The sequence below is a fragment of the Cetobacterium sp. ZOR0034 genome (assembly GCF_000799075.1).
Classification (GTDB): domain Bacteria; phylum Fusobacteriota; class Fusobacteriia; order Fusobacteriales; family Fusobacteriaceae; genus Cetobacterium_A.
Window position 1 is genome coordinate 14,002 of the sequence record NZ_JTLI01000014.1, and the last position, 22,856, is coordinate 36,857.

The window sequence follows — 22,856 nt, forward strand, 5'->3', positions numbered from 1 at the left end:
AATTATTATCGAAGGTATTGTTATTAATAAAATTCAAGGATTCTATAACATTGAAAGCGATGGAAAAGAATATCTTTGTAAATTAAGAGGTATTTTAAAAAGATCTGACAAAAGAGAGAACTGTACTGTTGGAGACTACGTTGTCTTTGACGCAGATGGTTTTATAACTGAAGTAAAACCTAGAAAAAATCTTCTAAGAAGACCTTTAGTTGCTAATATTGATTTCGGAGTTATACAATTCGCGGCTAAAGACCCTGCTATAGATTATGAAAAAATCAATATTCTTATTCTAAATAGTCTATACAATAAAATAAACCCAGTTTTAATCATCAATAAAGTTGATTTATTATCTGAAGATGAACTTAAAGAGATAAAAGTAAATTTAGAGTATCTTGATAAAATCGAGATTCCTGTTTTCTACATCTCAACTTATGAAAATATTGGTATCGAAGAACTTAAAGAGTTTTTAAAAGACAATGTTACTGCTTTTGGTGGTCCTTCAGGTGTAGGTAAGTCTAGTATTTTAAACCTTCTACAAGACTCCAAAGAATTAAAAACTGGAGAAACTAGTAAAAGATTAAGAGCTGGAAAGCATACAACTAGAGACAGCAAACTTCTTACTCTTCCTAGCGGTGGTTTTGTTATTGATACTCCTGGATTTTCATCTGTTGATCTTCCACCAACTGAGGATGCACAAGAACTAATTACTCTTTTCCCTGAATTCAATTTAGGAGAAGGTTGTAAATTTAATAACTGTGTTCATATCAACGAACCTCAATGTGGAGTTAAAAAAGCTGTCGAAAATGGAGTGATTCCAAAGGAAAGGTATGAGTTCTTTAAACGTTGTTATGATAAATCTAAAAATGAGATTTGGAATAAATATAAATAATTATTAAAAAATGTATTTAACACTATAAGGGAGTGAATTTAATGATACAAAAAGAGATTAAAATAGCGCCATCTATACTTTCAGCTGATTTCAGCCAACTTGGTAATGAGGTTATAGCTATTGATGCAGCTGGAGCAGATTATGTACATATAGATGTTATGGACGGAATGTTTGTTCCTAATATTACTTTTGGTGCACCTGTTGTAAAGTCAATCAGAAATAAAACTAAATTAGTTTTTGACGTACATCTTATGATTGAATCACCTGAAAGATATATCGAAGATTTTGTTAAAGCTGGAGCTGATATCATTGTTGTTCATGCTGAAGCTACTAAGCATCTACACAGAACAATACAACTTATAAAGTCTTTCGGAGTTAAAGCTGGTGTATCTTTAAACCCTGCTACTCCTGTTGAAGCCATTAAATATGTTATTGATGAGTTGGATATGGTTTTAGTTATGTCTGTTAATCCTGGTTTTGGAGGACAAAAATTTATTGAAAGTTCAGTTAAAAAAATCGCTGAAGTTCGTCAATTAAATGAAACTGTTGATATTCAAGTTGATGGTGGAATCACTGACGAAACAATCGGAAGATGTATCGATGCTGGTGCAAATGTTTTTGTAGCTGGATCATATGTTTTCTCAGGAGATTACAAAGAGAGAATAAAGTCTTTAAAGGAGAGATAATTATGAATAATATAAATAAAGTAAATGATGTTTTAGAAAATTTCTATAAACTATTCTATGAAACTGAGGATTTAGCATTAAAAAGAGGAATCAAATGTATAACTCACACAGAGTTACATATAATAGAAGCTATCGGAAAAGAATCTTTAAGTATGAACGAGTTATCTGACAGACTTGGAATAACTATGGGTACAGCTACTGTTGCGATAACTAAATTGAGAGAAAAAGGATTTATTGATAGAGTTCGTTCTGATGCAGATAGAAGAAAGGTATACGTTTCTCTTTCTAAAAAAGGAATTGAAGCTTTAAACTACCATAACAACTACCACAAGAATATTATTTCTACTATCACAGAAAATATTCCTACTGATGACTTAAATCACTTTACTGAAACTTTTGAATTAATTCTAAAAAATTTAAAAGATAAAACTGAGTTTTTCAAACCTCACTCTGTTACAGAATTTGCTGTAGGATCTCTTGTTTCTATTACTGAGGTTAAAGGAACTCCTATTATCCAAGACTATTTCGCAAACAACGGAATTGAACACTATTCGGCTGTAAAGATTATAGAATCAGAAGATAAAGATAAAGTAGCTCTTGAAAAAGAAGATGGTTCTGTACTTAAAGTAAATCTTTTAGATGCAAAAAACCTGATTGCTATTAAGGTTGAAGAGTAATGTTATACCTTGATGGTATCTCTTTAAATAAAATCAAAGATGAATTAGAATCATCTTTAAAGGGTAAAAGTGTTAATAAAATAGTTCAGACGAGTTCTTTAGCTGTAACTATTAACTTCGGGAAACTAAAATTTGTTCTTTCTTGTTTCCCAGCCCTTTCTCTTTGCTACTTATCAAATACAAAAGAGGAAAATCTATTAGAAGAGAACAGTTCTTTTTCTTTAAACTTAAAAAAGCATCTAGTTGGATCAACACTACTGTCTATTAAGCAGATTGACTTTGACAGAATTTTAGTTTTTACATTTTCAAAATTAAACGAACTTGGAGAAATCAAAGTTTACAATCTATATTTTGAAATGATGGGAAAACATTCAAATCTTATACTAACAGATAGAGAAAATAAAGTCTTAGATTCTACAAAACGTTTTTCAATAGAAGAAAACCCAAGCAGAATTCTCTTTCCAGGAATCGAGTATACTACTCCATCTCTAGAGAAAAAAATGAATCCTGATACTATTACAAAAGAGTTTTTTGATTCTGAAAAAGAATCTAAAACTTTATTAAAAAATGTTGAAGGCCTTGGAAAGTCTCTTGCAAATTCACTAGATTCTTTTGAAAAATTAAAAGAAATTTTAAACGATAAAATATCTCCTAAAATATTTTTTAATGAACATGATGAAATTCTTTTGGCTACAGTTCTAAATATAGAACCCAAAGAATATGCTTCTGTAAAAACTTATGAGAGCTTTAATGACTTAATAAATTTCTATTTAGAAAATAAAAATCTATCTAATACTTTTAAAATATTAAAAGATAAACTAACTGCGTGTGTAAAAAAAGAAATAAAAAAATCTGAAAAAATTATTATCTCAATCAAAAAAGATTTAGAAGATAAAAAAGATTTTGATAGATATAGAGAGCTCGGGGATATTTTAGCCGCTTCTCTTTACACTTTAAAAAAAGGAATGACCGAGGTTGAGCTCTACGATTTCTACAACGATAAGATGTGCAAAATACCTTTAGACCCTTTAGTAACTCCACAAGTTAATCTTGAAAAAATTTATAAAAAATATAATAAATTAAAAAAAGGAATGGAGTTCAATGGAAAAAGATTTATTGAAATTTCTGAAAATTTAAAATATTTTTTAAGTGTAGAAACGTTTATTGAAAATAGTGATTCCAAAGAAAATCTAAAACTTATTGAAGAGGAACTTTTAAACGAGGGCTACTTGAAACTTTCATCTAAAATAAAAAGTAAAAAAGCTCCAAAAAAAATAGTCACTAAAGCTTTTAACTTTGGAGAGATTACAATCGATAATATTTTAGTTAGATATGGAAGAAATAATCTTGAAAATGATGCCCTAACAACTAAGTATTCTAATAGAGAAGATATCTGGTTCCATTGTAAAGATATGCCTGGAACTCACGCTGTTATTAATCATTCTGAGATTTTAACTGAAGAAACTATATATAATATTGCTGTCTTCTGTGGTCAACAATCTAAACTTCCGAAAGGAACTAAATTAACTGTTGACTATACTCCAATCAAATATTTAAACAAACCTAAAGGTGCTAAACCTGGATTTGTAACATACAAGGTATTTAAATCTATTATCGTAACAATATAAGCACGAATCAAAATTATTTCTGGGGTGGTTTATGAAACAAAAATTAATAGCTTTATTTTTCATATTTTACATCACTTCTTTTGCTTCAACGTCTTCACTTTATAGATCGTTAGAATTAAAAGATAAAATGACATATGATGTTTTTAAAAATGCTGTAAAAGGCGCTTCTAAAATTAAAGGAAACAAATCCCAATACTTAACAGTTATCGATTTTACTAAACCATCTACTGAACCAAGATTCTTTGTTATGGATTTAAAAAAGAAAAAACTTCTTTACTACACTTATGTTTCACATGGAAAAAATAGTGGAAAAGTTTTAGCTACTAAATTTTCTAATGCACCAAACTCTTTCCAAAGTTCTTTAGGTTTCTTTGTTACTGACAGCAAACCATACTTTGGAAACTTTGGCTATTCATTAAGACTAAAAGGATTAGAAAATAGATTTAATTCAAATGCATACGATAGAGCAATCGTTATCCACGGAGCTGACTATGCTTCTAAAACATATATTGATCAAATGGGATTTTTAGGTCGAACTTTGGGTTGTCCTGCTATTCCTACAGAACTTTCTAAGGAAGTTATTGATCTTTTATCAGATAACTCTATTGTATTCATTGCTGGAAACGATACTAAATATCAAAAAGAAAGTCGTTTTATAAATTAATAAAAAACAACAAAAGGAGGCTATTTTGCCTCCTTTTAAATTAGTACTGCTCAATCTCTTTTATCCACGAATTTTCCGATTTCATAAAATTTTCTATCTCTACTTCTGCACCTTTATTTAAACTAAATTTAACAATCCCCTCTTTTATTTGTCCATCACTTTCAATTATAAATTTATGTTGCTTTCCTTTAAGTTCTATCACAGTTTTCCGATTTTTACTTATTTTCTTATCCTTTTCTCCTGCTATTTTTAAAACTATATTTTTACTTTCAGCCTTATCTTTATAAATATTATTAAAAATCAAAGTATGTTCTTGTCCGCTAACGTATAAAAAATAACTTATTAAAACTAAAGAAAAGAAAAAAGATATCAATACAACTATTCTTCTCATACCTCTCCTCCTTTTCTTTCCTTCTCTCTTCTCCACTCATGCATAACTAAAACCAAAGCGATTATTCCGTAAGATATAAACACTCTAAAGTATTCTCCTATCTGGGCTGATCCCATAAGTTCCTTTCCTGCTACCGGAGATATTATAAAGAGTAAATGAAATAAAATTATTCCCGTTATTGCATTTGGAATACTTGCTTTTACTGCAGATGCTCCACCTATTAAAAGAGCTGCTATTGAAAACATCCCTATCTGTTCATGGCTATTATAAGTATTCATCGTACCTATATTTTGTAAGTAAATTATCTGTCCAAAACCAGCTAAAACTGTAGATATAACAATGGCTAAAACTCTTGTTCTTTCAACATTTATTCCAGCAGCTCTAGCTATATCCATATTTTGTCCAACTGCTCTCATATCTTGCCCTAACTTCGTTTTTCTAAACCAAACTATGAACAAACATAATAAAATAACAATTAGAAATGTTGCAACAGGGATTTTTTGTCCGAATATATTTACTTCTAAAAGTGCATCTAAACCTCTTCTAACACCTTGTAAATCAATTGCATTTCTTATTCCACTTCCTCTTGATAATATCAACTTTGGATTTGAAATCTTTATGACACTTCCCATGCCATATAAAACTAATAATTGATATACTCCATTCATAAATAAACCTAATATCATTGAAGTTATCATCTCTTTTCCTTTAGCTTTATTCAAAATATTTCCACTAAAATATCCTAATAATACCGCTATTGGAGTTGATAAAATCATAGCTAAAAATACTCCTTGATAACCCACAACTCTCCATTCTGTTATGAAAATTAAAGCTATCTGTCCTGCCATTGCACCAAGTACAATTCCAAAATTTAATCCCATTCCTGCTATTATTGGAATTAACAGCGATAAAACTAAAAATAGATTTCTATCTAATCTCAATATCATCTCTTGAACAAGATAGTGAGGAGTTAGCTTTGATACTGGAACTATTAAAATTAAAAAAATTAAAATAAATAGTGGTACTATATTTTTTTGTATAAACTTTTGTACTTTATCCATTAATTACTCCCCCCTTTTCTTGTCAATGCATATATGATCATTCCATTTGAGATTATAACTCTAATTGTTTCAGACATATCTGTTTTTATAACTCCACTTATCACTACAGGAGTCATTGTTATTACACCTTGGAATAAAATCGTTCCAATCATTACATTAAAAATTGTAGCTTTTTTTATTGATGCTCCTCCTATCAAAATAGCTGCAATAGCTGGAAAGGCCATATAAAATGGTGCTAAATAAAGCTGGATAAATCCAAAACTTTGTTGATAAACTATTATTCCTATTGCTGCTATAACTGTTGACATAATTACTGAGTTTATTCTTGTTTTGTCAATATCAACTCCTATAGATTTTGCGAATCTCTCATTTGAACCCACAGCTTTCATTGCTAATCCTTTTTTAGTTTTAAAAAACTCTTTAACTAATAATGCTAAGAGTAAAAAAAATAAAATCTCACCTATATAGCTAGAATTAGGAAAATATGGCAATATCTTTCCCAAAATTTTGCTCCAATATCCCTCTACACTTATAGTTGTTCTTAGTCCCTCTCCACCATAAGCCCATATCATATCGGGTTTTTTAAATGGAAGTATCAACCACATAATACACATAAATGCAACTGATGAAAATCCGACATAAGTCGCTATCATCATCTCTCCGCCTTTTACCCTATTTAATATTTTCCCATAACCATATCCAAAGATAACTGATATTGGAACTGATATCAATATAGCTCCTAAGAATCCAAAAATTCCAGTTAAACCTAACTCAATACTTATAACTGCTCCTAGTAATCCAGCCTCTATTCCTAATGGCATTCCAAAATTCAATCCTGTTCCACCTTGAATCATCGGAATCAACGATAAAACTAAAATTATATTCATACCAACTCTTATCAATGTATCTTGAAATGCAGATTTTAAATTTACACCTACGAATGGAGCTAAAATATATAATGATAATAAAAATAACGCTATAATTATCCTTGGTAGTCCTATACTACTAATTTTTTTTATCATTTTTCCCTCCTTTCACTCCTGTCATAAGTTTTCCAAATTGTAATATATCCTCATCTGAAGATAATATCCCCGCAATCTCACCCTCTGTCACAATAGCCACTCTATCGCAAACACTTCTTAGTTCCTCCAACTCTGATGATGTTAAAATTATGGTCATCCCACTTGCTCTGTTATACTCTTTAAGCGTTTCTAAAACTATTTTTTTAGCACCTATATCTATTCCTCGTGTCGGTTCTGAAATAAACAAAAGTTCTGGATTTATTGTAAACGCTTTAGCTAAACAAACTTTTTGTTGATTACCACCACTTAATTCTCCAACTTTTTGATGGCTACCTACACATTTAATTTCTAATTTATCTATATATTTTTTTGCATTCTCCTCTATCTTTTCACTATCGATACTTTTGAACAAACCAAAATATCTTCTTTTTAGAAACTCCTCTTTTATATAAATTGATGGATAAGCTATATTCAAATCTATCTCTTCATCTAATATCAAACCAACCTCTTTCCTATCTTCTGAAACAAAATATAATCCCTTCTCTAAAATCGATTTTGGATTTTTTAAATTCAATACCTCTCCTTTATATCTAACCTCACCTCGAGCCTCATACAGTCCCATTACACCATTCGCAACTCCGACTTTCCCTTGCCCTGCCATACCACCAAGACCTAATATCTCTCCTTTTTTTACTTTTAAATTTAAATTTTTAACTTTTTCTCCAGGCATATTAACCCACAAATTTTTTATATCTAAAACTATCTCCGATTCTATATCAACTTTTGCTTCTTTTTTCTCTTTTTTTCCAATATCTCTTCCAATCATAAGTTTAGTAATTTCATCTACGTCCGTTTTTGATGTTTCTACTTCACTCATCATTATTCCATCTCTTAATACTATTACTCTATCTGAAACCTCCATTATCTCATCCAATCTATGAGTTATAAATATTATTGCAATTCCTTCACTTGCAAGCCTCTTCATAGTTTTTAACAAAATCTCCGCTTCTTTTTCTGTTAGAACTGCTGTTGGTTCATCTAAAACCAATAATTTCGTATTCTCTCTTTCTATCTCCCTTGCTATCTCAGTAAACTGCATGTGTGCCACTGGCATATCTTCAATTTTAGTTTCAACATCCAAATCTATTCCTAAATGTGAAATTGCTACTTTAGCTCGCGCTTTATCCTTTTCAATATTTATTTTGCTTATTCTATCTCCAAAAACTTCTTTTAAATATGATTTTTCTAAACTTTCTCTATTTAAAACAATATTTTCTGAAGCCTTAAATCCTGGAATTAAAGAGAATTCTTGATGAACCATTCCTATTCCCGCATTTAAAGCATCAAAAGAACTTTTGAACTGAACTTTCTTACCTTGGAAAAACATATCTCCATTGTATCCACCAGTTTCTGTAATAACGGACATTCCAAAAATTATCTTCATCAATGTCGATTTACCCGCCCCATTTTCACCTACTAATCCTACAATTTCACCCTCTTTTATTGTAAAATTTATATCCTTTAAAACGGCATTTTCTCCAAAACTTTTAGAAACATTTGTGACTCTTAGTAACTCGTTTTCCACAATATCACACTCCCTTATACTCCTTTAGCAAAAATTTGACCACTAGATTTCCTTAGATACTAGTGGTCAATAGATTCCATTATTTTATTGAAAAATATTTCTCCGGAACTTCTAGTTCTGTCATCTTTAAATAACCTTTTCCTAATACATATGTATCTTGATATAATAAATAGAAGTTATCTTTCTCTACTCCTCTAACATCAACGTAGTTACTTCCATTCCACTCTGCTCCAGGAGTATTTTTAGCCAAAACACTTTTTAATGCATCAAAATCATCAATCTGTGCTTTTCCTTCAATAACCTCCTTTGCTAAATCAACTAAAGACAGTGTTACTGAGAAGTTATATGAATATGCCCATGTACCCATTCTTCCACTTGCACCTTTATCAACAACTGTTTTCTCAACTTTTTCTAATATTTTTGGCCAGTTCCCTTTCTCATCTTCAGCGAATTGAATTCCTAAAGCTCCAGGATACCCCATTGTAGGCGAAGGTAAATCAGCTTCAACAAAATATCCACCTAACTCTGCAACTCTTTTTAATAGTGGTTCTGTATGTGCATCATTAGTAGCAAAAAATGCTGTTTTATCGCCATATCTTTGAATCCAGTTTGGTACTTGTTCTAAAATATATTGTTGTGCTCCAGCTACCCCAACATCACTAACTGGATCTGGAGCTGTCATCTCTATAAACTCCATTCCTAAATCTTCAGCTGCAACTTTCATGATATTTCTTCTTTTTGATAGAAGTTCATAACTCATATGTCTTGGGAAAGATATATGCATAAACTTCTCTGCTCCCATCTCTTTAGCTGCTTTTACTATCAAATATCCTCTAGCTATACTATCAGGGTTTACAACTAGATCAGAGACCTCTCCTATCATCTCTGGATCCTCGTGTGGAGAATTTGCTAATAATAATATATCTGGTCTCTTCTCTCTGATTCTTCTAAATGCCTCTACTGTTCCAGGAATCGCTTCACCTACAACTATTGCTTTCATTTTGGAATCATCCGCTAAACTTACCATCTGAGAAATTGTTGTCTCCATTTCTTGCATAAAGTTATCTGGATATGTTACATGAACAATCTCTCCACCCTTATCCGCAGCTCCATACAACTTTATTGCTTCCTCCGCTCCTCTCAATCCATCTTCTGATTGTGATACTGTTCCAGTTATAACTCCTATGTGATAAGCCCCCTGTGCTGATGCAACTAAAGAAAATAAGAAACTCATCAAAACTACAAATATTTTTTTCATTTACCTCTCCCTCCCTATATTTATTTTTTTCTTTCCGATAAATATATTTCAATTGAACAGTTTTTAAAAATATATTTTTATTATCCATGTATTAACTAAATATATAATTAGTACTTATGTAGAAATCACTTTCCTCAAGATACTATTTTTTTAGCATTTTTGTTCTTTTTTTATTTTCAAAAAATAAAAAAAACTGCATCACTGCAGTTTTTTAATACACTTTATTTTGCTAAATCGTATATTGCTTGAACATATATTTTTAACCAAGTATCTAACTTATCTAGCTCTAAATATTCATTTTTTTGATGCATATTATCCTCTTGATCTTTTAGTAGTGCTCCAAAAGCAACTCCATTTGTTACTGCTCTTGCATATGTTCCTCCACCTATAGAAACAGGTTCAGCATCAACATCTCCAGTTATATCCTTATAGATATCCATCAATGTTGTAACTAAGAAACTATCTTTTGGTACATATAATGGATTTTTTTGTGATCTTACAGTTACATTTAAATCCATATTTTTAGCTCTTTTTTCAACCTCTTCTATAACTTGTTCCTTCGTGAATGTAACCGGGTATCTAATATCAAACCCAAACATCACTTTTTTATCTTCACACTCTATTTTTCCAATTGTTAATGTCAATACTCCAGATGGCTCATCTTTAAAGTTAATTCCTAATCCCTCTCCTGAATAATCCATTTTTATGTATTCATTGAAGAAATTAACTAAATTCTTTAATTTAGAATCCTCTATTTGAAGCATTGTTAAAAACGAAAATAGTGCTGATATTGCGTTATAACCATTCGATGGTCTAGCTCCATGTGATGCTTTTCCTAAAGAAACTACCTCTATCTTTCCATCTTTTTCTGTTGCCGATATTTTAAAATCTTTTCCTTCATTATATATATTCAGATTTGTAAAAATATCATCTCTCATTGATATTGGAAACTCTGCTACAGCTGAATCTGGAACCGAATTAAACGCAACTCCACCTTTTATAGAGAAATCTAACTCTTCATTATATTCTTGACTCAACATTAAATGTAGTATTCCTTTTTCAGCATATGTAACTGGGAAAGATGAGTCTGGAGTAAATGCCATTGCTGGTTGTGGCATATTTAACTTACCGAAGTAATGATTCATACATCCCCAACCTGTTTCTTCGTTTGCTCCTACTATAACCCTAACTTTTCTATTTAATTTTAATCCTGAATCTTTTATTGCCTTTAAAGCATATAAAGCTGCTATTGTAGGACCTTTGTCATCTAAAACTCCTCTTCCATACATTTTCCCATCAACTATTTTAGCCTCGTATGGAGGATGATCCCAACCCTTTCCTTCAGGTACTACATCTACATGTCCTAAAACTCCTATCATATCTTCATCTGATCCAGTTCCAAAGTCAATGTGACCTGCATAGTTATCAAAGTTTTCAACTTCAAACCCTAACTCTTTTCCTAAATTAAGCATATGCTGTAACGCCTTCGCTGGCCCCTCACCAAAAGGCATTCCTTCTAATGGTTCTTCTTGAACACTTTTAATTCTAACTGACTCTTGAATCGATTTTACAACCTCTTCCTTGTAATTCAATACTAACTCTTGTAAATTCAATTTTTCCACCTCTCCCATTGATTCTTTACTTTATATCTACTAATGTATCCCTATATTTTGTATAGAAATATCTTACATACTCATACTCAAATGGACTTCCAGTTCCATAGTATCTAAAATTCTTATTCTCTTGTCTTGCATTTATTGCGCTCATTCCACTTACAGCTGGATGTGTTATATCTACTCCTACTGGATTATCATATGGATTTATTTCTGAAATAGTTAATATTCCCGTAGCCTTACCTGTTGTATCTCTCAAATTAGATGGTCCAAATCCTGGTAAAACTAAATACGGACCATTTCCTACTCCATATTTTGCTAATGTCAATCCAAAGTCTTCATAAGTTTTTGGTAACTCCAAAGCAGACGCTACATCAAACAATCCTAAAACTCCAAATGTAGAGTTTATTCCAAATCTAGCTAATGTTATTGTAGCCTTTTTTCCTTCAAATTGTAAGAGGGAATTTAAAAAAGTGTTTATTTCTTGCAGATTCGAAAAGAAGTTTGACACACCTTTTTGGACAAAATTTGGTGTTACGTACTCATACGTATTCACTGCTGGTATCAAAACATACTTATCTAGATAATAATTAAAATAGTAAATCCTTCTATTTAAAGGTTCTAACGGGTCATAAACCTCTATAAATTTAGTTCCATTTACCTCTTTATAATCAGCAATTTCTCTGTTTGACATTTCTGGAGATTGCATTATCTCTTTTCCAACAGATAATTTCAAATATTCCCTTTTATCGACATATACTTTTTCAGTGATGTTCCTTCTTTCGGAAACTTGAACAGAGCTTTCTGGGGTTTTCCTCATAGATGAACAACCAATAACAAATAAACAGTTTAGAATTACAAAAACTTTTTTAAAGTTCATTGTTAAACACCCCCGTTTTCAAGAATTCTAACATCTTCTCTACATTTGTTTGATAAAACATATTTCCACAATGTCCTCCAACTGGATATATTAACGCTCTATCTTTAAATACAGTTTCTATGAACTCTTTATCTCTCTCTGCTAATATAAAATCATCTTCATTCGTTACAGCTACTATTTTTTTCTCATTTTGCAAATAAGCTCGTATTATTCTTAGGTCACCATATTTTACAATATCATTAAATTTTAAATCTCCACCCAATATTTTCAAATAGTACGGATAAGCTAAATTATTTAAATAGTCACTAAAATTAGCAAAATTAATTGCTTCAAAATATTTAAACATATTCTCAAATTTTTTTGGTTTTGTTTTAGAATAAACGTGTGTTCCATTTATTTGATCCACTATATAGTTCAAATCTATTGATGTTAAATTAAAAGCTAATCCAATTAAACGTTCCATCTCCTTATCGGATAATTTTTGTTTTTCAAAAATTGAATATATACTTTCTTCAGTAATTTGTAAATCACTCGGCGATATATTTCTCTTTACAGCCTCCATTACTTCATCCACTATTTTTGAAATTTCACCCTTATCCTTTATATTTTTTATAAGCATATCATCTAATACAGTAGCTGAATGATATAAATTTATAGCTGGATTTACCATATATACCCTTTTAAAATTGAAATCTTTTCCAACTGAATCTAAATATGATAGTACTGCTGAATGAGTTGCTCCCATACTATATCCCATTAAATATATATCTGTTATCTCTAGTTTTTCTTCTAACTTTACTTTATCTAACATATCACCCATAATATTATATAAGTCTAATCCATCTTGAATCAGTACTCCAGGAACTCTACTGTTAGATACATTTAAAATAAAATTAGAGTTAAACGTAGATGTTACTGTTAACACATGATAACCAGCATTATAAAATATCTTTTGAAAATTCTTGGTTCTAATTGAATTGTAGGCCGATCCAGTTCCTGATAAAACGTATATCAATGGTGCCTTTCCTTTTTGTTTACTCAATGAAAATTTAAATCCTTGATCATACCATAAGTTAGCTGGTATATTTTTACTTCTTGGAGTCAATATATTAAACTCTTTAGTTGGTACTTCTTCTGGAATTCCATCTGTCATTATTTTCGAACTACCTACAATTGTAGCTATATAAGGATTTTTCATTGGAAACTTATACTCTGCAAAAATATTAACAGTTAAAATTAACATAAATATAATTTTTAAGTATCTTGTCATTTAAAAGCCTCCCTTATTAGTCATTTAAATAATTTTTTTTAATTCCTCTAATACACCGCTTTCATTATTACTTTTAGCCATGAAATTTGCTATTTTTTTTATTTCATCATGAGCATTCTCCATAGCAAAGCTATATTTACCTTTTTTCATCATATCGTAGTCATTTAAATAATCTCCAAATATCATTGTTTCATCATAAGAGATATCTAACTCTAATTGTAAGGCTTCTAATGCAATTCCTTTATTAGATTCTAAATGACTAACATCTAACCAAATCTCTCCCGAAACAACAACTTGACAATCAATTTCATTTTTTACGTGTGGAAATACATGTTCTTCTGTTCCTGTTAGATCACAAAATGCAATTTTTATTATCTCATCATGTTTTACATCTAAAAGATCTTCAACTATCTCTCTTTCTTCGTAATATTTTTCAACTTCTTTTAAAAATTTTGGATTTTTTGATTCTATGTATGCTGACTTCTTTCCACAAAGAACGATATCTGTCGTAGGTATTTTTCTTCCGATTCCTACATATTTTTCAATCATCTCTACTGTTAAAACTCTTGAATAAATCTCTTCTTCATTCTGTACAACATAACTTCCATTTTCAGCAATAAAAACAATTTTATCTTTAATTTTATCAAAATTTTTCTTTAAATTTTGATATTGTCTTCCACTTGCAACAACAAATTTTATATTCTTTTCTTCCATTTTTTGAAATATATTCCAAAATTCATCTGAAAATTTTTTTTCATCGTCTAAAAAAGTTCCATCCATATCTGTTACAACCAATTTTATCATTTTAAACTCTCCCCCAATTTTTTTATCTATTTTCTAATCTATTTCTAACATCATACAAAAGTATTCCTGTTGCCATAGCTACATTCAGCGATTCAGCAGTTCCATATATAGGAATTATAACTTTTTCATCACTAAGTTGTATTATACTCTGAGAAACTCCATCTCCTTCATTTCCAAATATAAAAGCATTTTTCTTTTCTAGCTTCATTTTTGTATACGGAATCGAATCCTCTTCTAAAGCTGTTACAACTATTTTATATCCTTTATTTTTTAATAAATCTACAATTTTTTCCTCTTCAATATAATATATATTCATACTTAATATTGATCCCATGCTACTTCTTACTGTTTTGTCATTATAACAATCAACACTTCCTTTAGTAAGTATAATATCTTTGAATCCTGCTGCATCAGCTACTCTTATTATTGTACCTAAGTTACCTGGGTCCGCTACTCTATTTAATACCACAACATTATCTGTCAAATCATCTAACTGATTTGCTTTTGAATTATAGCAAATTATTACTCCTTGAGAATTTTCTTGAGATGTTAACTCTTTAAATAGTTTTTCTCCCAATATTATTTTTTTACAATCGTGATCCTTAGCCATTTCTACAACTTCTTCTGCTATCCCCTCTTTGAAAATAATCATTTTTGGTGTTTCTTTAAACTCTAAAAATTTTCTTCCCTCTGCTAAGAATAATTGCTCTAAATCTCTATATTTTTTCGTTTTTAACTTCTTCAAGCCTTTATAAACTTCATTATCTTTACTTGTTATTATATCCACTTTTCTCTCTCCTAAAACTCTAATATCTTTTATTTAAGATTATACATGAATTCCGTATTATTTTCTAGTTAAATAATCCTTTACAATTCATTTCCTACTTGACTATACCTAAAAAATATAATACAATTTTCATTGATTATAAAATTTAAATTTTTAGGGAGGTTTAAGTGAAAAAAATAATAATTTTACTATCTTTGATTTTTTTACTTCTTTCTTGTGGTAAAGAAAAACAAAAAAATGAAAATGTTCTATATCTTTATGGATGGGCTGATTATATTCCTGCTAAGATTTATGACGATTTCCAAAAAGAAACGGGTATTAAAGTAGTTGAAGATATCTATTCATCAAACGAAGAGATGTTTGCAAAAATTAAAGCTGGAGGAACTGGTTACGATATCTTAACTCCATCAACTGATTACGCTGAAATTTTAATGAACGATGGAATGATTGATAAACTTGATAAAACAAAATTACCATCATTAAAAAATATAGATCCTATGGTATTTGAAAAATTACAATATTTCGATACTAATAACGATTATGCATTCCCATTTGCTATGGGTGCTACAACAATTGCTATTAACACAGAATATGTTAAAGATTTTCCAAGAGACTTTACTATCTATAATAAAACTGAGTACAAAGGAAAAATGACTCTACTTGATGATATGAGAGAAGTTATGACATCTGCTTTAGGAACTTTAGGATATCCTCAAACGACAGAAGACGAAGCTGCTATTGCTGCTGCTGCACAACTAGTTAAAGAATGGAAAAAGAATATCGCAAAATTTGATTCTGAATCATTCGGAAAAGGATTTGCTAACGGAGAATTCTGGGTTGTTCACTGTTATCCTGATAATGTATTGAACGAATTAACAGATGAACAGTTAGAAAAAACTGAGTTTATTATTCCTGAAAAAGGTGGAACAGCTTATATTGATTCATTTGTTATTCCTAAAACTGCTCCAAATAAAGAAGCAGCATATAAGTTCTTAGATTTCATTCACAGACCTGAGAACTATAAGCTCGTTGCAGAACACTTAAGAGTTCCATCTATAAATGTTCCAGCTAGAGAATTAATAACTGTAGAACCTATATACACTATCGAAGATCTATCTCATACAGATATCTTAAGAGATATCAAAAACACACTAGATATTCAAAGTAAATATTGGCAAGAAGTTTTAATAGATTAATTTTTAAGCCTAACTTATTTTTAAGTTAGGCTTTTTTATTTCTTGTAAGGCTCTTATTTATAGTGTATAATTTTAAAAAAGAATAGTTTTAGGAGGTACCCTATGAATTTTAATATTAGAAGAAATGACTTAATTGAAATTTTCTCTGAATTTATTAATATCTTAAAAGATAATCCAATCAAACCTATCATTTCAGGTTTAAAAATAGAATCTAATAACGGTAAAGTAACTTTCACTGGAACAAATTTAGATGTCAACTATATAAAGACTATCCACTGCGAGACAATTGAAGATGGTATTGTTATATTTAAGCCAAACTTAGCTTTAGAATATATCAAACTTTTAGACGATGAAGTAATTTCTCTTTCATCTAAAAATGATATTCTATCAATACATTTAGCTGAATTCACTTTACTTTATAACGATAACTTCCCTGAAAATTTAAAGTTACCTGTTATAGATGAAATTGCTAAAATCTCTCCTCAAGAACTTTACAAAAGTTTAGAAAAAACTAAGTTCTCAGTTGCACCATCTGCTGAAAATTTAGCTATCAACTGTATAAGAGTTCTTTTCAGACAAGATCGTATATCATTTGTTTCAACGGATTCATATAGATTAACATATCTAAAAACAGATAATACTGCTTTATTAGATAAAGATTTCTCTATTCCTCTTGAATCTGTTAATATTTTATGTAAACTTATAAAAGATTTGAACGAAGATATTCTTATTGGAGCTAGTGGAGATAATTTAATTTTCCTATGGGAAAATACATATTTCTTAACTAAAATTACAACACTTCCATTCCCTAACTTCGACGCTATACTTTGTGGAAATAGCTTCAGTAAAGAGATGGAGTTTAATTATAATGACTTTAAAAGTGCTCTAAAAAAGGTTTTAACTGTTGCTAGAACTAGTAACGAATCTAAAAATGGAGCTATTCTTGAATTCAAAGGTAAAAAATTATCTATTTCAGCTTCTTCTGGAAAAGCTAAAATAAACCAAAAAGTTGATATGATTAAACTTGGAGACGACTTCAAATGTTCTCTTAATGTTAAATTCCTATTCGAATTTGTTGAAAATTTAAATACAAATGTTTTCATAAAAGGAAATTCATCAGCAGCAATGTTTGAAATTACAGAAAGAGATAATAACTCTTATAAATATATTTTAATGCCTCTGGCTTTAAGAGACTAAAAAATTTAAAGTTAGGTGGTTCTATGATAAAAATTTATAAAAGTCATAACGATATTTTAGAAAAAAAACTTTTTTCGATTTCTGAAACTTTAGAGGTTGAAAAACTCACTGAAAAAAATACTTGGATACATCTTTCTAATCCAACGGAAGAAGAGATTAAAGTAGTTACTAATAGCTTTGATATTCCTGAAGAACACATCAGAGCAGCTCTAGATGAAGAAGAAAAAGCACGTTTAGAGATTGATGACGATATCATCCTTGTAATTATTGATGTTCCTATTCACGATGAAAATAATCGTTGCTCTTTTACAACGGTTCCTTTAGGAATTATCTTGTTAAAAGATCATATATTGACTGTTTCAACAGTTAAACTTTCTCTTATAGAAGAGTTTGTTCAAGGAAGAATTAAAAGTTTCTTTACATTTAAGAAAACTAGATTTATTTTACAAATGCTATTTAGAAACTCTACTTATTTTTTACTATATCTTAAACAGATTGGTAGAATAAGTGACAATATAGAGAGACAACTAAAAAATAATCTTAGAAATCAAGAACTTATGCTTCTCTTGGAATTGGAAAAAAGTTTGGTATATTTCACGACATCTTTAAAATCTAATGAAGCTGTTTTAGAAAGAATGATGAGAACAGAGATTGTTAAAAGGTATCCGGATGATCTAGAGCTCTTAGAAGACGTAATTATAGAAACAAAGCAAGCTATTGAAATGGCGAATATCTACTCTAGTATTTTAAGTGGAACTAGAGATGCTTTTTCAACAGTTATGTCAAATAACTTAAATATAGTAATGAAAAAACTTACATCTATAACTATAGTTTTCGCGATTCCTACAGTAGTTTCTGGGTTATGGGGAATGAACGTTGGTGGAGTTCCATTCGCTAGTGATACCTATGGTTTTTTATGGGTTGTTCTAGTTGCTATTGCATGTGGAATTTTTATAACTTGGATTTTATTTAAAAAAGAGTTGTTTTAAATTAAAAAAAGCTCAAAACTTTATTTTAAAAGTTTTGAGCTTTTATTTTTATCCTTTTCTAATATCTATTATTTTTTGAGCTAAATTGTCTTGTAATTCCTCGTACTTTAAAAAGTTATATTCAAATCTTCCTCTGCCTTGAGTTAAAGATTTTAAATCTATCGCATATTTCAAAATCTCACTTTCTGGAACCTCAACTGTCAAAAGTTGCTCAGAGTACGCTTTAGGTTCCATTCCTAAGATTCGCCCCCTTCTTTTATTCATATCTCCCATTATGTCTCCTATATACTCGTCTGGAGCTACTATTTCCATCTTAACTATTGGCTCTAATAAAACACATCTAGCAGTTTCCATTCCTTTTCTAAAAGCCAATATAGCAGCTTGTTTAAAAGATATTTCATTCGAATCCACAGGATGATATGATCCATCATAAAGAGTTGCTTTTATATTTATTACTGGATATCCAGCTAATTTACCTTTAGTTTTAGCTTCTAAAAGTCCTTTTTCCACTGCTGGAATATAAGTCTTAGGAACAACTCCTCCATGTATATCATCTGCAAAGTTAAATTCATCTTCATGAGGTTCAAATTTTATAAATACCTCTCCAAATTGTCCTGCCCCACCAGATTGTTTTTTATGCCGACCTTGAGCTTCTACAATATTTTTTATAGTTTCTCTATAAGACACCTCTGGTTCTTTTAATATAGCATTAACTCCAAATTTATTTTGAAGTTTATTCAGAAGTATATTCAAGTGTTTTTCTCCCTGTCCCCCTATTATAAATTCTTTTGTCTCAAAATTTCTCTGAATTGAAAATGAAGGATCTTCATCCATCAATCTTTGAATTGCTCCACTTAATTTATCATCATCATTTTTTTCTTTTGGTATAATTGACATATATAAACAAGGTTTTGGAAAATCTATAATATTATATATAATCGGATGTTCTTTATCACAAAGTGTATCTCCTGTTTGCGCTTCTTGAAGTTTTGTGACAGCTCCAATATCTCCAGCTCTAACCTCTTCCGCAGTTATTTGCTTTCCTCCTCTAAAGAAAGATATATTCCCTACTTTAACCTTGATATTTTTATTTGAAATTATAACCTCGTCATCTTTTTTTATTACTCCTGAATTAACTTTAAATAGTGATATCTTCCCCATATATGGATCTACTATTGTTTTAAAGATGATAGCTGAAAATGCTTCATTTACATCTACTGCTCTTTCTATTTTTTCATTACTCTCTATTGTATATCCTACCTTTACTCCTCCATTTACCTCTTGTGGAGTAGGTAGATAATTATACATCATCTCAAATAACGTTCTTACACCTATTCCATTGCTCGCAGACCCTATTACGATTGGTACGATCTCTCCGGAAACTACACCATCGTGTAACCCTTTTCTTATCTCTTCATCTGTGAACTCTTCTCCTAAAAAATATTTATTCAAAAGATTTTCATCTGTCTCTGCTATAGCTTCTAGCAATAGGCTCCTCACCTCTGAAACATCTATATCTTCAGGAATTGGTGCATCAACGCAATTCTCTCCATTAAATATTCTACCTTTTAAATCTACAACATTCACGAATCCTTTAAACTCCTCTTCAAAACCTATTGGAATACAGAATGGAGCAACTTTTTTTCCAAATTTTTCCTTTAAATCATATAGTAATTTTTCATAATTATGTACACCTTTATTCATTTTATTTATGAAAATAACTCTCGGAATTCCTTCCTCTTCTAACATTCTCCAAGCTCTTTCTGTTCCAACTTCTACTCCAGCAGCACCATTTATAACTAATACTGCTCCTCCTGAAACTGCTAAAGCTGAAGATACTTCTCCTGTAAAATCTGAATATCCAGGTGTATCCAATATGTTATACTTATGGCCTAAATACTCCAAAGGTATAACTGATGTATTTATTGAAAATCCTTGTTTCATCTCCTCTTTATCAAAATCTGATGTACTCGTCTGAGAATCTACACTTCCCATTTTAGAGGTTGTATTAGATATGTATAGCATGGCCTCTACTAAACTACTTTTTCCACTTCCACGATGCCCTAACAGAGTTATATTCCTTATTTCACTCATTTCATAACTAATCATATTTGTTCCTCCTATTTTTTAAGAGATTTTTTACATTAGTACTTATATAGCTAATATTTTCAAATAAGTCAATAGGAATTATAAAAGAAAATAAAAAAAACCGAGATTTCTCTCGGTTTTACAAAGAACTATTAGTTCATTTTGTCTACTAAAGACTTTCCTGCTTTGAACTTTACAGTTTTCTTAGCTTCTATTTTAATTTCTTCTCCAGTTTTAGGGTTTCTTCCTGTTCTTTCTGGTCTTTCAACTACTTCAAATTTTCCCCATCCGATGAAGTTGATTTCTTCTCCAGCTTGTAAAGTTTCCTCTATTGTAACTAGAACTGAATCTAATTTTCTTTCCGCTTCAGCTTTTGAAGAGAATACACCTTTCTCAAATAATACTTTCGCAAACTCTTTTTTTGTCATTATATTTTCCTCCTAAAATGCTTCTATTATTGTAATTAAGTACAGTCATTTATATCATATAAACCAATTAATTTCAAATGTTTTTTAGGTTTTTTTGGATTTTTTTGATATTTTGTTATATAATCAATTTATACTAAAGATGAGGAGGTTCTTTTTAATGATGAAAAAATTGATTTTTTTGATTTTCACCCTTGTTTTATCTTCGTGCACATCGCTAAAATACAGCGTGAATTCGTCTAAATACCAGTCAAAATCATACAATGAACGAGTTAGATTTATCATTTTACACTACACAGCTCTAAATGACGAACGTTCGATCACTGCTTTAACAAAAAATAATGTCAGTTCGCACTACTTGGTCACACAAAAAAGAGAGGATCCTGTTTATTCTTTAGTTCCAGATACTAAAAGAGCTTGGCATGCTGGTGCAAGTTCCTTCGATGGTTACAAAAATTTAAATGATAACTCAATTGGTATTGAGATTTCAAATTTAGGTTATTCAAATGCTAGTAAACAGAAAACTTCAAATTTAAAAGAGGGTATGGTTGATATTACAATGTTTTATCCTTACAATGACGCACAGATATTTAAGATTGGAATGTTGCTTAAAGAGCTTACTGCAAAGTATAAAATCAATCCTAAATATATTTTAGGTCACTCTGATATAGCTCCAACTAGAAAATTTGATCCTGGTCCTAAATTCCCATGGAAACATCTTTATGATAAATATGGAGTAGGAGCTTGGTATAACCAAAAAGATTTCAATCACTATTATTCACAAAAACTTTTTGATTCATATTCAGTCGAAGCATTAAAAAAAGAACTTGAAAAATATGGCTACACTATTAATTCAACTGACATTTGGGATTTAGAGAGTAAAAAAGTAATTGCTGCATTCCAAATGCACTTTAGACCTAGAAAAGTGGATGGTGTTTTTGATCTTGAAACTTTTGCTATTTTAAAGGCTCTAAATAGAAAGTATAAATAATTTTATTGACAAAACAAGAAAATATGTTTTATAATCAAGTCAACAATATTAAAATATGATAGATAAACTTCAGGGCAGGGTGAGCCACTCATGGCAATTCCCGACCGGCGGTTATAGTCCGCGAAACCTTCGGGTTTGATTTGGTGAAACTCCAAAACCGACAGTATAGTCTGGATGGAAGAAGTGTTTTTTTTATGCACAATTTTTCTAAGCTATCGCTTTTTTAGCCCGAAGTCTATCTTCGGTTTTTTTTTATAAAAAATTTGAGGAGGACTAAAATGGTAAAAATTTATGAAGGTAATTTTGTAGGAGAAAATTTAAAGGTAGGTATCGTTTGTGCTAGATTCAATGAATTTATTGTTTCTAAACTTTTAGGTGGAGCTATCGATGCTCTTAAAAGACACTCTGTTAACGAAGAAAACATCCATGTTTCTTGGGTTCCTGGTGCTTTTGAAATACCTCTTATCGCAAAAAAAATGGTAGAAACAAATAAGTTTGATGTTGTTATCACTCTTGGAGCTGTTATTAGAGGAGCTACACCTCACTTTGATTATGTTTGTTCTGAAGTATCAAAAGGAGTTGCATCAGTATCTCTAGATTCTGGAATTCCAGTAATATTTGGAGTTCTAACAGTAAACTCTATTGAAGAAGCTATTGAGAGAGCAGGTACTAAAGCTGGAAACAAAGGATTCGACGCTGGAATCTCTGCTATTGAAACTGTTAATCTTATTAGAACTATATCTGAGGCATAATTA

Annotated in this window: 22 protein-coding genes and 1 riboswitch; of the genes, 10 read left to right on the plus strand and 12 right to left on the minus strand. The window is 30.3% G+C overall.

Annotated elements, in window-relative coordinates; all coding sequences use genetic code 11:
• The first annotated feature begins 22 nt into the window (after positions 1–22).
• The 5 genes from rsgA to L992_RS04040 are packed head-to-tail and all read left to right on the plus strand — an operon-like array spanning position 23 to position 4,544.
• Positions 23–889 (plus strand): ribosome small subunit-dependent GTPase A, encoded by an 867-nt coding sequence (rsgA, locus tag L992_RS13300; protein WP_081982695.1) that lies wholly within the window; start codon positions 23–25, stop codon positions 887–889.
• Positions 890–933: 44 nt separating this feature from the next.
• Positions 934–1,575, plus strand: coding sequence for a ribulose-phosphate 3-epimerase (rpe, locus tag L992_RS04025; protein ID WP_197053382.1), 642 nt, complete (start codon positions 934–936; stop codon positions 1,573–1,575).
• Positions 1,575–2,252 carry a MarR family winged helix-turn-helix transcriptional regulator gene (locus tag L992_RS04030; protein ID WP_197053383.1) on the plus strand — a complete coding sequence of 226 codons (678 nt, stop codon included), beginning with the start codon at positions 1,575–1,577 and terminating at the stop codon, positions 2,250–2,252. The genes rpe and L992_RS04030 overlap by 1 nt, the downstream gene beginning before the upstream one ends.
• Positions 2,252–3,880 (plus strand): NFACT family protein, encoded by a 1,629-nt coding sequence (locus L992_RS04035; protein WP_047394573.1) that lies wholly within the window; start codon positions 2,252–2,254, stop codon positions 3,878–3,880. The genes L992_RS04030 and L992_RS04035 overlap by 1 nt, the downstream gene beginning before the upstream one ends.
• A gap of 31 nt (positions 3,881–3,911) precedes the next feature.
• Complete coding sequence (locus L992_RS04040; protein WP_047384205.1) at positions 3,912–4,544, plus strand: murein L,D-transpeptidase catalytic domain family protein; 633 nt, start codon at positions 3,912–3,914, stop codon at positions 4,542–4,544.
• 40 nt (positions 4,545–4,584) lie between these two features.
• On the opposite strand, the gene L992_RS04045 is transcribed toward L992_RS04040, so the two are convergent.
• The 10 genes from L992_RS04045 to L992_RS04090 all read right to left on the minus strand — a co-directional run bounded on the left by L992_RS04045 (position 4,585) and on the right by L992_RS04090 (position 15,215).
• Positions 4,585–4,935 (minus strand): DUF6672 family protein, encoded by a 351-nt coding sequence (locus tag L992_RS04045; RefSeq protein ID WP_047394576.1) that lies wholly within the window; start codon positions 4,933–4,935, stop codon positions 4,585–4,587.
• On the minus strand, positions 4,932–5,996 hold the full coding sequence (locus L992_RS04050) for an ABC transporter permease (protein ID WP_047384201.1): 1,065 nt from the start codon (positions 5,994–5,996) through the stop codon (positions 4,932–4,934). Before L992_RS04050 ends, L992_RS04045 begins: the two co-directional genes overlap by 4 nt.
• On the minus strand, positions 5,996–7,018 hold the full coding sequence (locus tag L992_RS04055; protein ID WP_047384200.1) for an ABC transporter: 1,023 nt from the start codon (positions 7,016–7,018) through the stop codon (positions 5,996–5,998). The genes L992_RS04050 and L992_RS04055 overlap by 1 nt, the downstream gene beginning before the upstream one ends.
• Entirely contained in the window at positions 7,002–8,603 is a 1,602-nt protein-coding gene (locus tag L992_RS04060) for a sugar ABC transporter ATP-binding protein (protein ID WP_047394578.1), read from the minus strand. Before L992_RS04060 ends, L992_RS04055 begins: the two co-directional genes overlap by 17 nt.
• Before the next feature lie 79 nt (positions 8,604–8,682).
• On the minus strand, positions 8,683–9,837 hold the full coding sequence (locus L992_RS04065; RefSeq protein ID WP_369797063.1) for a DUF3798 domain-containing protein: 1,155 nt from the start codon (positions 9,835–9,837) through the stop codon (positions 8,683–8,685).
• 245 nt (positions 9,838–10,082) lie between these two features.
• Positions 10,083–11,474 (minus strand): dipeptidase PepV, encoded by a 1,392-nt coding sequence (gene pepV / locus L992_RS04070; protein ID WP_047384194.1) that lies wholly within the window; start codon positions 11,472–11,474, stop codon positions 10,083–10,085.
• Positions 11,475–11,499: 25 nt separating this feature from the next.
• Complete coding sequence (locus L992_RS04075; protein ID WP_047384192.1) at positions 11,500–12,354, minus strand: VacJ family lipoprotein; 855 nt, start codon at positions 12,352–12,354, stop codon at positions 11,500–11,502.
• Complete coding sequence (locus tag L992_RS04080) at positions 12,344–13,624, minus strand: hypothetical protein (protein WP_047384190.1); 1,281 nt, start codon at positions 13,622–13,624, stop codon at positions 12,344–12,346. The genes L992_RS04075 and L992_RS04080 overlap by 11 nt, the downstream gene beginning before the upstream one ends.
• 24 nt (positions 13,625–13,648) lie before the next feature.
• Positions 13,649–14,428, minus strand: a complete 780-nt coding sequence (locus L992_RS04085; protein WP_047394580.1) for a Cof-type HAD-IIB family hydrolase — start codon at positions 14,426–14,428, stop codon at positions 13,649–13,651.
• Positions 14,429–14,450: 22 nt separating this feature from the next.
• Entirely contained in the window at positions 14,451–15,215 is a 765-nt protein-coding gene (locus L992_RS04090; protein WP_047394583.1) for an RNA methyltransferase, read from the minus strand.
• Positions 15,216–15,382: 167 nt separating this feature from the next.
• On the opposite strand from L992_RS04090, the gene L992_RS04095 reads away from it, so the two are divergent.
• The 3 genes from L992_RS04095 to L992_RS04105 all read left to right on the plus strand — a co-directional run bounded on the left by L992_RS04095 (position 15,383) and on the right by L992_RS04105 (position 18,597).
• Positions 15,383–16,411, plus strand: coding sequence for an extracellular solute-binding protein (locus tag L992_RS04095; protein ID WP_047384184.1), 1,029 nt, complete (start codon positions 15,383–15,385; stop codon positions 16,409–16,411).
• Between the two features lie 102 nt (positions 16,412–16,513).
• Positions 16,514–17,608 carry a DNA polymerase III subunit beta gene (locus L992_RS04100; RefSeq protein ID WP_047384182.1) on the plus strand — a complete coding sequence of 365 codons (1,095 nt, stop codon included), beginning with the start codon at positions 16,514–16,516 and terminating at the stop codon, positions 17,606–17,608.
• Between the two features lie 23 nt (positions 17,609–17,631).
• Positions 17,632–18,597 (plus strand): magnesium transporter CorA family protein, encoded by a 966-nt coding sequence (locus L992_RS04105; RefSeq protein WP_047384180.1) that lies wholly within the window; start codon positions 17,632–17,634, stop codon positions 18,595–18,597.
• A 48-nt stretch (positions 18,598–18,645) separates the two neighbouring features.
• Here the strand turns inward: L992_RS04105 and fusA are convergent, their stop codons facing one another.
• Together fusA and L992_RS04115 are read right to left on the minus strand one after the other, a co-directional pair.
• A complete protein-coding gene (gene fusA, locus L992_RS04110; protein WP_047384178.1) occupies positions 18,646–20,706 on the minus strand; it encodes an elongation factor G in 2,061 nt (686 codons plus the stop codon).
• Between the two features lie 131 nt (positions 20,707–20,837).
• Positions 20,838–21,113 carry an HU family DNA-binding protein gene (locus L992_RS04115; protein WP_023049818.1) on the minus strand — a complete coding sequence of 92 codons (276 nt, stop codon included), beginning with the start codon at positions 21,111–21,113 and terminating at the stop codon, positions 20,838–20,840.
• A gap of 160 nt (positions 21,114–21,273) precedes the next feature.
• On the opposite strand from L992_RS04115, the gene L992_RS04120 reads away from it, so the two are divergent.
• Complete coding sequence (locus L992_RS04120) at positions 21,274–22,101, plus strand: N-acetylmuramoyl-L-alanine amidase (protein ID WP_369797064.1); 828 nt, start codon at positions 21,274–21,276, stop codon at positions 22,099–22,101.
• 61 nt (positions 22,102–22,162) lie between these two features.
• A riboswitch (FMN riboswitch) is annotated at positions 22,163–22,291 on the plus strand.
• Between the two features lie 88 nt (positions 22,292–22,379).
• Positions 22,380–22,853, plus strand: coding sequence for a 6,7-dimethyl-8-ribityllumazine synthase (gene ribE / locus L992_RS04125; protein ID WP_047394586.1), 474 nt, complete (start codon positions 22,380–22,382; stop codon positions 22,851–22,853).
• The last annotated feature ends 3 nt before the right edge of the window (positions 22,854–22,856 follow it).